An 11,499-nucleotide genomic window follows, 5' to 3' on the forward strand; every position below is an offset into this window, starting at 1 on the left:
CGCCGGGGCGGCAACACGCGAGAATTTAGTTCGGTTGCTTACAGGCGAGCCCCTGGGCTTCCAGTTTCTTCACCTGGCGACTGACGGTGGTGTTATCGCGCCCTAAATGATCCGCCAGCTCCCCCCCACCGGGCCATGGCGCCCTACCGCCACCAGCAGCGGAAACAGCATCTGTACCAACTGGACGCCGGCCGCCTGGAGGATCTGCTCATCGCGCACCGGCTGGTTCATCACGCTGATGATATCCAGCAGCGCACGGTCTTTACCCTTGGATAAAAATCGCTTCCGCACAAAAGATGGGGTTGATATCTTAAATGAGAAATATTATCTTTCTCATTACTGAATAGTTGAGTAAATAACTCAGGTATTCAGTACGACATTGCTCACATTGCTTCCAGTATTTTTGCCCGCACTTGTGCGGGCTTTTTTTTACTCACAACACACCTCACGCACCAGCTGCCGCAGCCGGCGGTCAAGCCGCAGGGGTTGCTGGGCGTGATGTCCTCCGGCCAGGGCAGTCTGACGAACAATCTCGGCGGCCAGCGGGAGCTCTACCGCGGAAGTAAAGCCGCGCTGAATATGTTCATGCGCAGCTTCGCCGCTCGCCCCACCTCGGCCTGCCACCCGCTGGTAGTGATGGCTCCGGGATGGATCCGCACCGAGCTCGGCGGGGCCGACGCTCCCCTGACCATCGAAGAGACCATCCCACGCCTGGTGAACGTCCTGCTCGACAAGCAGCGGCGCCCGGGACTGGAGTCTCCGGATTACCAGGGCCGCACGGTGCCCTGGTAAGCCCGCCGGGACGCCTGCCTCCGGGCGTCCTCCGGCGCCCGCCCGTCGTCATTGATCCCAGATCACCACGCCATGTACCGCTTTGTCCCGCCGCCTTTGCCGAGCTAATCCGCCTTTTTTGTTCAAAATTTATGAAATTTGTAAACGGGGGTGAAGAAATCAGTTTAAACGTCAACCTTTCTGTGTAAATATTAAGGCGAATGATAACTATTCTTTTTATCATTTATAGAGTCACGCCGGGTCAGCGCAAGCCAGACGACGAATAACGTCGCTTTTGCGCGGCGTGATATGTGCGAATAACAAAAAATAAGCCTGCATTTATCATGGAAAAAAACGCTTCTCTGCCGTTTGGCAGTTTCAACTCATTGGCATTGTTTACGGGTCTGTGTCTGGGGGCCGCGCCGACAACCGGCATGGCAGCGGAAAAATCAGTCAAAAATAATGAAGAGACGCTGGTGGTGGAAGCCGCCCCGCCTTCGCTCTATTCTCCCGGGGCCTCCGCCGATCCCAAGTTTAATAAACCGCTGGTGGATACCACTCGCACCATCACCGTGATCCCCGAACAGGTCATTAAAGATCAGGGCGTCACCAACCTGACTGACGCCCTCAAAAACGTCCCTGGCGTCGGGGCGTTTTACGCCGGGGAGAATGGCAGCTCAACCACCGGGGACGCCATCTTTATGCGCGGCGTGGACACCTCCAACAGTATTTATGTGGACGGCATTCGCGATATCGGCAGCGTGACGCGGGATACCTTCAATACCCAGCAGGTGGAAGTCATCAAAGGGCCCGCCGGCACGGACTATGGCCGCAGCGCCCCCTCCGGCTCGATCAATATGATCAGCAAACAGCCGCGTCTTGACTCCGGGATCGACGGTTCGGCCAGCATCGGCAGCGCCTGGTCGCGCCGGGGTACCCTTGATCTTAACCAGGCCTTCGGCGACAACGCCGCGTTTCGCCTCAACCTGATGGGCGAAAAAACCCACGACGCCGGCCGGGATAAGATTGAGAACGAGCGCTACGGCATCGCTCCGTCGCTGGCCTTCGGCCTCGATACGCCCACCCGTCTGTATCTGAACTATCTCCATGTCCGGCAGAACAACACCCCGGATGGCGGGATCCCCACCGTCGGCCTGCCGGGCTATTCAGCGCCTTCGCCGAAGTATGCCGCGCTCAATTCCGCCGGTAAGGTCAATACCAGCAATTTCTATGGCACCGACTCCGATTACGATAAATCCACCACCGACAGCGGCACCCTGCGCTTCGAACACGATCTGACGGACAATACCACCGTGCGCAATACCACCCGCTGGTCGCGGGTGAAGCAGGAGTATCTCCTGACTGCGGTGATGGGCGGCGCGAGCAATATCACCGCCCCCGACATCAATGACGTCAACACCTGGAGCTGGTCACGGCTGGTTAATACCAAAGATGTCAGCAACCGCATTCTGACCAACCAGACCAATATCACCTCGACCTTCAATACCGGCTCGATAGGCCATGACGTTAGCGCCGGCGTGGAGTTTACCCGGGAAAACCAGACCAACTATGGCGTCAACGCCCTGACCGCCCCGGCGGTGAATCTCTATCATCCGGTGAGCAGCCTGTCGATTGGCGGGCTGGACAGAAACGGGGCGAACGCCAACGGCCAGACCGATACCTTCGGCATTTATGCCTTCGATACGCTGGCGCTGACCGATCGGGTTGAGGTCAACGGCGGGCTGCGTCTCGACAGTTACCATACCAAATATGACAGCGCCACCGCCTGCGGCGGCAGCGGACGCGGGGCTGTCGCCTGCCCGCCAGGACAGTCGACCGGCAGCCCGGTCACCACAGTCGATACCGCCAAATCCGGTAACCTGGTTAACTGGAAGGCCGGGGCGCTGTATCGCTTAACCGAGCAGGGCAATATCTACGTCAACTATGCCATCTCGCAGCAACCGCCGGGGGGCAGCAGCTTCGCGCTGGCCGCCAGCGGCAGCGGCAACAGCGCCAACCGGACCGACTTTAAACCGCAGAAGGCGAAATCCAGCGAACTGGGCACCAAGTGGCAGATCCTCGACAAACGCCTGCTGCTCAGCGCGGCGTTATTCCGTACCGATATTGAAAACGAAGTGGCCGCCAACGATGACGGAACCTGGTCGCAATACGGCAAAAAGCGCGTGGAGGGGTATGAGCTCTCCGCGACCGGGAACCTGACCCCGGACTGGACGATCATCGCCGGCTACACCCAGCAGCATGCCAAGGTGACGGAGGGGCAGAATGTGGCGCAGGATGGCTCTTCCGCGCTGGCCTACACCCCGAAACATGCCTTTACGCTGTGGACGCAGTATCAGGCCACCAACGATTTGTCCGTCGGCGGCGGCGTGCGCTATGTCGGAAGCCTGCGCCGGGGCAGCGATGGCGCGGTCGGTACCCCGGATCACACCGAGGGCTACTGGGTCGCCGACGCCAAACTGGGCTATCGGGTCAACAGCAACCTCGATCTGCAGCTCAATATGTACAACCTGTTTGATACCGATTACGTGGCTTCCATCAACAAGAGCGGCTATCGCTATCATCCGGGCGAACCCCGTACCTTTATGCTGACGGCGAACGTCCATTTCTGAGTCTGTACGTGGGGCCATCGCGCCCCACCTTTTTGAGAGGACACCGCAATGATGTATCACATTCCTGACGTGCTAACGGCGGACCAGGTGGCTGAATATGCCCGCCTGCTGGCGCAGGCCGAATGGGTTGACGGGCGGGTTACCGTCGGCAGCCAGGGGGCGACCGTCAAACAAAACCAACAGATCGATACCCGCACGCCGCTGTACGCCCGTCTGCAGGCCGCCGTACTCGACGCGCTGCGCGGCCATCCGCAGTTTTTTTCCGCCGCGCTGCCGCGGACGATTTCCGCACCGTTGTTTAATCGCTACGGGCCGGGGGAGACCTACGGCTTTCATGTCGATGGCGCGGTGCGTCAGAACGGCGAAGCGGGCTGGATGCGGACCGATTTATCGGCGACGCTGTTTCTCTGCGAACCGGAAAGCTATGAGGGAGGCGAACTGGTCATTGAAGACACCTATGGCCAGCATCGGGTGAAGCTCCCGGCCGGGCATCTGGTGCTCTATCCCGCCAGCAGCCTGCACTGCGTCACCCCGGTCACCCGCGGCGTACGCCAGGCCTCTTTCCTGTGGATCCAGTCGATGGTCCGCGACGATAAGCAGCGCGCGATGCTCTACGACCTGGACCGCACGATCCAGTCGCTCAAAACGCGCTTTGGCGACGGAGAAGAGGTGCTCTCCCTGCTCAATATGTATCACAACCTGCTGCGCCAGTGGACGGAAGTGTGATCCGCAGGCGAAGGGATATCGCAGGGAGGAGTGAGGAGGCAACAAACTGGCCGTCCGCTGGCCAGTTTGCAGCAGGCGTTAGAACCGATAGCCTGCGGAGAACATAAACACCCACGGATCCAGGCGGGTGCTGACTTTCTGGTCCACGCCGTTGGCTTTGAATTTCACATCGGTATCGATATCCATGTACCACACCGACACACCCAAAAGAAATGATTAATTATATGTTTTTAAAAGAAAAATCTTTGTTTCTACATGCGAAAATAAGGGTTTTTAGCCCTACTTTAAGAACTTGATTTTCCTGGAAATAATCATTGTTTTGCAGAAGGTTTTTATGCTTGCAATGCAACAACTCAACATCCACAGTTCGGTTTTCGAAGCCGAAATGAACAGGTAGTGAATATCCGGAGATGGGTCTGAAGTAATGGCTCATGACGTACCAGGTGCTCCTGGTATCTAACATCTTGTGTAGTAGGGAAATTAAAGATTCAGGCGCTGGATATCATTGCTCTAGTAAATCGAAGCATATAATTCGGCAGCTATATCTTTGGCGCTTTTACTAAAAAGGCTGCCTATTAGCAGCCTTTTTATTACGAGGAAATTACGGCGTGACGATATTGAACCAGAATTCAAATTTGTCCATGTAACCGAGCATCTCTTCGAGCTTCTCACCGTTGCCAGTAACCTTAACTTCGCCTTTATCTTTCGCCTGTTTGAGGGTTTCCTCTTTCAGGATAATCTTATTCAGCGTTGCTCGATCGAGGGCAATGGTGGCGTCGGCATCTTTCGCCTCGGCGTTAGCCGTGTGGTTCAGGACTCCGTTTTCCAGCTCCAGCTTGTATTTCCCGCCGTCGTTACCAAGGTCAATGTTAAACACTGACTTCGCATTGCCTGCTTTCTCACCGTTAATATGGACGGCAAGATAGTCGAAGAACATTTCCGGGGTCATGGCGCGCACGGTATCCGGGCTGGCAGTGTTTGGGGTTGGTCCTTTCAGCACGCCGTTACGCAGTTCCTGCGCGCCGGTAAGGTAGAAGTTACGCCATGGGCCTGATTCAGCCTGGTAGCCCAGCTGTTCAAGGGCATCTGCTTCCAGATTACGCGCATCCTGGTTTTTCGGATCGGCAAACACGATTTTGCTAACAACCTGAGCGACCCAACGGTAGTTCCCCTGTGCAAAATCCTCTTTTGCTTTCTTCATGATGGCGTCCGGGCCACCCATATAATCCACGAATTTCTTCGCTGCTTCTTCCGGTGGCAGTTCGTCGAGGGTTGCCGGGTTGCCATCGAACCAGCCGAGATATAGCACGTAGGTGGCCTTCACGTCATGGCTGACGGAGCCATAGTAACCTCGGTTAGCCCATGTGTGCGCAAGGCTATCGGGCAATTTGAAGTTTGCAGCGATTTCATCACGGGTCAGGCCCTGGTTCGCCATGCGCAGCGTCTGGTCGTTGATGTAACGATAGAGGTCACGCTGGCTTTTCAGCAGATTAACAACATTTTCGTTGCCCCATGTCGGCCAGTGGTGCTGAGCCATGATAATTTCGGCTTTATCACCCCAGCGGACGATAGCTTCGTTTATGTACTTAGACCATGGTAATGGTTCACGAATTTTCGCGCCGCGCAGGGAGTACGTATTGTGCAGGGTATGGGTTACGTCCTCTGCAGATTCGATGAGTTTTTTCTCCTCGATATACCACAGCATTTCTGACGGTGCTTCTGAACCCGGCGCCAGCATAAAGTCATAGGTCAGGCCATCAATCACTTCTTTCTGACCGTCTTTTTCAATGATGTTCGTTGGGGCGATCAGCGTAACTGTACCCGCTGAAGTGGTAGTTCCGAGACCTGCGCCCACCTGGCCTTTCGCATCAGGTTTCAGCAGGTTGCCGTACATATAACTGGCGCGACGGCTCATGACATTACCGGCCATGATGTTTTCCGCTACAGCGGCTTCCATAAAGCCTGATGGTGCATAAACCTTCACCTTACCGGATTTAACATCTGCTTCATCAACGACGCCGCGAACGCCACCATAGTGGTCAACGTGGCTGTGAGTATAAATAATCGCGACAACAGGTTTCTTTCCGCGATTTTTGTAATAGAGATCCATTCCAACTTTAGCCGTTTCGGCTGAAACCAGAGGGTCAACAACCGTAATCCCTTCTTTACCCTCAATGATGGTCATGTTGGACAGGTCAAGATTACGGATCTGATAAACACCATCAGTGACTTCAAAAAGACCACTGATATTAATCAGCTGAGACTGACGCCACAGGCTTGGGTTAACGGTAGCTGGTGCTTTTTCACCCTCTTTGATGAATGCATACTGTTGAGGGTTCCAGACGACGTTTCCTTGCTCGCCTTTGATAACCTCAGTAGGCAAAGCAGCAATGAAGCCTTTATGTGCATTGGTAAAATCTGTGTTGTCAGAAAAAGGCAGTTGATTATAAAGCGCGTCGTTGGCTGATTTGGTGGCGTCGGTAGCATCTTTTGGTGCGATATCAGCATAAGCAGGAAGGATGACCGTTGACATCAGCCCGGCGAGCGCCAGACTTCTGGCAATTTGTGTTAGTTTCATTGGAGCCCTCTTTGACTCGTATTGGCAGTTACACGTTGACGACAGTAAGTGATTCATACATCTACATATCCACTGTAGATAACTATTTTGTAAAGATAACCATTTTTTTACATTTGGCAATACTACAGACTCAAATTAATAGCTTAGTATGACAATTATTTTTTTATTGAGGTGCACGAGTAAAAATACATTTAACACATTGAAAACCTTTAAAAAATACATCATCGCCATTCTTTTCACAGATTTGACAAGATAGGGATTTACTGCTATCAAAGCTGAAAAATAATTACTCGGAAATAATGATAAAATTATAGCAACCACACAGTTTTAACGAATAGATATCATGCACTAATAGTTGCTAGCGTTACAAGAAAAGGAAAAATAGTCCCTTCTATGATCAACAAAGAGACTATTACCAAATCGATAAATTTCAGAGGGTATTATATTGAATTAGAATTGATAGCTGTAATTCAAGCTGGCAAACCAAAGCCATGGATTATTATATTCACCTCCAAAGGCCGTTGATTGTACCCGGGATGACTGCATGTGCAGGTATTCAAGCGCAAATCCGATATTACTGGCAGGTGTCAGCTGGTACTGCGCGCCGGTAGCAAAGCGCCACTCGTCACCGGTTGGCAGAGAAAGCGCCACATCGCTTTGCGTTTTGTATGGTGTACTATCAAAGGCAACTCCGGCATTAATCCGCCATTGTTCATCAGGCCGAAACTGCACACCGAGGGCTGTATGCCAGGTATCCTTTAGTCGATTATTGCGGTCGCTAGCTTTACCATCGACCGAAATTTGCGGACTGCCGAACTGACTCCAGTCCTGCCAACCGAGATCCCCCATTACAGACCATTGTTTGTCGATATCATGCACCAGGCTTATCATCAGTTGCTGAGGTGCACGCACTTGTGCAGAAATAGGCAGGTCATACTCAACGTTAGGTAAGTTTGGAAAGCGTGCCTTACCGTCGATGTTAAAATGATAATCCGTTTTACTGGTCCATGTTATCCCCGCCCGGGTCTGGTCGGTTAATTCCATCAGCAATCCAAGGCGGTAGTTCATTGCCCAGTCGTGATCGCTTTGTTTTTCGTCATTATCATCAACCTTCCGCGTTAACGACAGAAAACCATAGTTCAGGCCAGTCGCTGCTCCGATTGAGACTCTATCACTCAGTTTCCAAGCAATACCAGGGCTAAGAGTCATGGCCACCATAGTACTTTTCTTAATTAAACGGTCACCCGCCCAATTCCCAAAATCAATACCTAGCCCATAATTGCCATAAAGCCCTACACCGGCAGTAACCGTATTGCTCAGGCGCTGCGTATAAAACATGCTGGCATTCGGGAAAAGTTTCATAACGTTGCCTGGGCTCTGACGTCCTCCAGATTTGTCATCAAGCGTATAAGAGATATCGCCCCCCATGGCCTGCAGCCCTCCGGTGACCATATGATCTGGCAAGCGAGTCATACCCGCAGGATTCGTTAATAGCGTGGAAGCATCCTGAGCGCGAGCCGCTTGGCCAGCCCCAGCCAAAGCAGAATCTTCCGTTGCAATCTCATAAAAGTAAAGTGCACTTGAATGAGCAAATGTGGAAACGAAAATCCCCGACAAGATAGTTATTTTTATTCTTGTATTCATAAAATCCCCTGCATTTACATGTATTTAAGGTACCACCTGCGTTAAGATATTAGTGGCATCATGCATCACCCCAAAAAAAAACTATAGAACTTTTAGATTATTAAGCAAATAAAATACATTCTTATTAATTAAGGTGTTCTCGTGAACATCAATGGAACAGTTTTCTTTTCAAAATCATAGTACTATCATTCTGGTAAGATCAGTTATCCGCATAAAAAAGTTAAAACACTTGCTGCATGCCGTCAGTCCAATTTTTTTGGTGCAATTCTTTCTGAGGCAGTTACACGAAAGGTAAACCAACCTTGTTACTACCTCATTCAAAAATCAGTTCTTCAATTGCCATCAAATTAGTTTAAATAATACACGGAAAGGTCCTAACTCTTTAATATAACCCCATAGATTATGCAGGTTAACAATCCCTGCCTGAGCTAAAATTGCAATTGTTATCATGAAAGTTGAAGCTGTGATTACCAACATTAATCGGCTGATATTTTTTTGCGTTTTAGATTGTTGTCTCTCCTTTTTTTCTTCGGTTTGCCAGGACAGGATGGTTGCAATAGCTTGACCCTGAACGTAGTATCTTCCATTCTGATATTTAACATCTCCAGTAATAGTGAATGATTGTAGCAGCAAAAGAGTTTTCCTTCGAAAACCTTCATTTTTAATATGATCGCGCCAAAGATTTCCGTAAATCATATCAATAGTTTCATCGCATGTAACACCATCGTAAATCTTATCAGGTGATTGATGCACAAATTCATTGATCAACATTTGCAACAGATTGATACGTTCCAACCCTATCATTTCATTATTGGAATGGAATTTTGATTGTATTTGACCCTTGACTCTCGAAAGACTAGTTTTAACATATGCAACTCGGGTGAAATGATTTATCGTGTAATTAAATATAGAGTCAAATTTTAATGGCCCATTTTTCAACCAATGTAATATTTCGACATTCATCATTTCGATTTCTGCGATTGAAAATGCCGTTCTATCAGAGTAGGATTTGGTTTCGGGATCCCATTTCAAAAGTATGACAGTATTATCGACTATTTCCGAAAGGACATACTTCTCTTGTTTTACATCTGAAAAGTAAACACCATAGTAGTTGTATGTTTCATTGTTAGCTTTACTCTTCGTTATGAAATTTGGTAAAAAATAAGCCCATAAACTGCTTTTTATTTTCAAAATTAATGATTCAAGAAACATAAGCACCTTCTTGATTTGTATTAGGATAGCATTCTAAGACTTTAGAGTTAGGAAGACATAAACTTTATTATTAGCAATAACCAATGTTAGCCCATTTTCCAAAAGATTATACCATCAGTCTTTGCGCAAACAGTCACGCCAGGTCGAAGGAAAATGATTCGTGCACATAAGATTAGCATGTTAATAATAACTGGTAACACAAAAAGCATTTAATTCTGGATTATGTTTTAAAAATGCTAATAAAACCTACTCGCGTGCTGTTTTCTGACATCGCATGTATTGCGATTTGGCAAGGTACAAAGACCTTTTAACTCAATGACTTTTGCATGAGACCAATCCATTTTGATATATGAGTTTAGCGGCCTAATTTCACATCACAAAAACTCTGTGTTTACATTAAGCATTTCTTTAAAAAAATGTTCTTAATGGATAGCTATTGTTCAATCACATCAGAACTGTCATCATTTCTTTTGACTGTTTATCTCCATTAAATTAGAGACTTGCTTTCTCAGTTCCTGCACCGACGATACAAGATCTGCAATGATGGCTACATAGTCCACATTCATCACTTTGAACCTATCTCCGCCTATCTCTTGTTCGATCCCCATGAATGTATAAATTGAATCTACGGTTTCAGCCTGTTGCGCGATAAAACCCCGCCTCCTTCGACTTTCTCCCTTCATCTGATACTCGCACACACCTAAACGGTCGACCCGATCCAGAGCGTTTTGAGGCGCTTTTGTGAATACCTCCTTCAAACGCACGTCTGATCCGGTGGTCATAACGTCACCCTTCCCGGTGGTAATGGTGCCGCCAGCCCGGAAAATCCATGCGTCAGTGCGTCCGAAGCCATCCGCGTACAACACAAGCCGGTGCTCAGTCCCGACCTGCTCTTCCATGTACATCTGCACGTAAGCGCCGTCCACGTCACCATAGGCCCCGCGCCCGGCCATCAATGAGCGTACCGGATTGGAGGTCAGTTGCGTTCCGATGGCTGGGTTGGCTGGCATGGTCGATGATGCTGTGATCCTCCCGTCCGTTACCCAAAAACTTTGTACCTGCGCGTTCAGGCGGTTCTGCCTGTCGTGGATAAGGCGAGCGGTATAATCCGCACTGCTGCCGTTGTAGTGGAAGTCAATATAAGGCGTGCTCATTGACAGCTCGATCGACTGCGTCAGGACCTTCCCCTTTGACGTGTTATCGATGTTGCCGCCAGCTGATAACCCACCGGGCAAAGTCGTCTGGTTATCGGTCCCAATAACGAGGATGTCATCAAAGGTGTCTGACGGTGATACAGTGGTCGCTCTTGAGCGCTGAACCCTGAACGGTGTTCCCGAGCCAACGGCCATTGTCCCTCCTTGCCCCTGTTTTTTGAGCAGAGCCAGATCTGAGTTTTTACCGAGAATAAAACCGGCATTATCACTGGTTATAACCTGCGAGCCGGCGAGGTCGTTTCCTCCAGTGAGTTTTGCCAGCGCGTTAAGATCCGATGCCTTCGCCATCCCGGCTATCGCCGGTACGGTCACCTGCTTTCCGGTGATCGGGTCAGTCAGGGTGATATTGCCGCTGCCGGTCAGGGCCATCGACCAGCCCTCCACCACACTACGCCAGAATACAAATGCGCTGGCCAGCTGGTTAGCAAACGACGAGGTGCTGGCGGTTTCAGCGGTAATAATGCCGTAAGAGGCTCCGGAAAATGCGGTGGTGATATTCCGGGTCAGCGTCAGTTGCGTGTCGCTGTCCACGGATTTGATCGCATACAGGTCAGCACTACCGCTGCGGTAGACCACCAGAATCGACCCGGGCATTATCCCCAGCGCCACCTGTGACCATTTTGTTGTCGCACCTGTCACTCGTGCCTGCGACGCTGCACCCGTGACAGTGCCGACTTCATACATCGCCATAATAAAGTTGCTCCTGGATAGTTTTTCTCTGGAA

6 protein-coding genes and 3 pseudogenes are annotated in these 11,499 nt (G+C 50.3%); 3 read left to right on the top strand and 6 right to left on the bottom strand.

Annotated elements, in window-relative coordinates; translation table 11 throughout:
- Window positions 1-28: 28 nt before the first annotated feature.
- Window positions 29-291 (bottom strand): annotated as a pseudogene (locus ABLV04_RS23050) (helix-turn-helix domain-containing protein); the annotation flags it as partial.
- Between the two features lie 162 nt (window positions 292-453).
- Here ABLV04_RS23050 and ABLV04_RS23055 point away from each other — a divergent pair.
- The 3 genes and pseudogenes from ABLV04_RS23055 to ybiX form a co-directional block, all read left to right on the top strand.
- A pseudogene (locus ABLV04_RS23055) lies at window positions 454-792 on the top strand (short-chain dehydrogenase); the annotation flags it as partial.
- Between the two features lie 323 nt (window positions 793-1,115).
- Window positions 1,116-3,401: a catecholate siderophore receptor Fiu gene (locus ABLV04_RS23060; protein ID WP_147733773.1), complete on the top strand. Its 2,286-nt coding sequence runs from the start codon at window positions 1,116-1,118 to the stop codon at window positions 3,399-3,401.
- 48 nt (window positions 3,402-3,449) lie between these two features.
- Window positions 3,450-4,127, top strand: coding sequence for a PKHD-type hydroxylase YbiX (gene ybiX, locus ABLV04_RS23065; protein ID WP_032428774.1), 678 nt, complete (start codon window positions 3,450-3,452; stop codon window positions 4,125-4,127).
- Between the two features lie 78 nt (window positions 4,128-4,205).
- Here the strand turns inward: ybiX and ABLV04_RS23070 are convergent.
- The 5 genes and pseudogenes from ABLV04_RS23070 to ABLV04_RS23090 form a co-directional block, all read right to left on the bottom strand.
- Window positions 4,206-4,340: pseudogene (locus ABLV04_RS23070) on the bottom strand (OmpW family outer membrane protein); the annotation flags it as partial.
- Window positions 4,341-4,728: 388 nt separating this feature from the next.
- Window positions 4,729-6,705 (bottom strand): alkyl sulfatase dimerization domain-containing protein, encoded by a 1,977-nt coding sequence (locus ABLV04_RS23075; RefSeq protein WP_348816228.1) that lies wholly within the window; start codon window positions 6,703-6,705, stop codon window positions 4,729-4,731.
- A gap of 450 nt (window positions 6,706-7,155) precedes the next feature.
- A complete protein-coding gene (locus tag ABLV04_RS23080; RefSeq protein WP_348816229.1) occupies window positions 7,156-8,349 on the bottom strand; it encodes an outer membrane protein transport protein in 1,194 nt (397 codons plus the stop codon).
- A 342-nt stretch (window positions 8,350-8,691) separates the two neighbouring features.
- Complete coding sequence (locus ABLV04_RS23085; RefSeq protein ID WP_348816230.1) at window positions 8,692-9,561, bottom strand: hypothetical protein; 870 nt, start codon at window positions 9,559-9,561, stop codon at window positions 8,692-8,694.
- Window positions 9,562-10,022: 461 nt separating this feature from the next.
- The gene (locus ABLV04_RS23090) at window positions 10,023-11,465 is read right to left on the bottom strand and encodes a tail fiber domain-containing protein (protein ID WP_348816231.1); all 1,443 of its coding nucleotides are present in this window, start codon (window positions 11,463-11,465) and stop codon (window positions 10,023-10,025) included.
- Window positions 11,466-11,499 lie beyond the last annotated feature (34 nt).

The organism is Klebsiella sp. JN_Kp127, from assembly GCF_040062505.1.
GTDB lineage: Bacteria > Pseudomonadota > Gammaproteobacteria > Enterobacterales > Enterobacteriaceae > Klebsiella > Klebsiella quasipneumoniae.

What these genes read in the sequence shown, in the direction of transcription:
- ABLV04_RS23060 (WP_147733773.1), top strand. Translation starts at nt 1,116, where the DNA reads ATGGAAAAAAACGCTTCTCTGCCGTTTGGCAGTTTCAACTCATTGGCA.
- ybiX (WP_032428774.1), top strand. Translation starts at nt 3,450, where the DNA reads ATGATGTATCACATTCCTGACGTGCTAACGGCGGACCAGGTGGCTGAA.
- ABLV04_RS23075 (WP_348816228.1), bottom strand. Translation starts at nt 6,705, where the DNA reads ATGAAACTAACACAAATTGCCAGAAGTCTGGCGCTCGCCGGGCTGATG.
- ABLV04_RS23080 (WP_348816229.1), bottom strand. Translation starts at nt 8,349, where the DNA reads ATGAATACAAGAATAAAAATAACTATCTTGTCGGGGATTTTCGTTTCC.
- ABLV04_RS23085 (WP_348816230.1), bottom strand. Translation starts at nt 9,561, where the DNA reads ATGTTTCTTGAATCATTAATTTTGAAAATAAAAAGCAGTTTATGGGCT.
- ABLV04_RS23090 (WP_348816231.1), bottom strand. Translation starts at nt 11,465, where the DNA reads ATGGCGATGTATGAAGTCGGCACTGTCACGGGTGCAGCGTCGCAGGCA.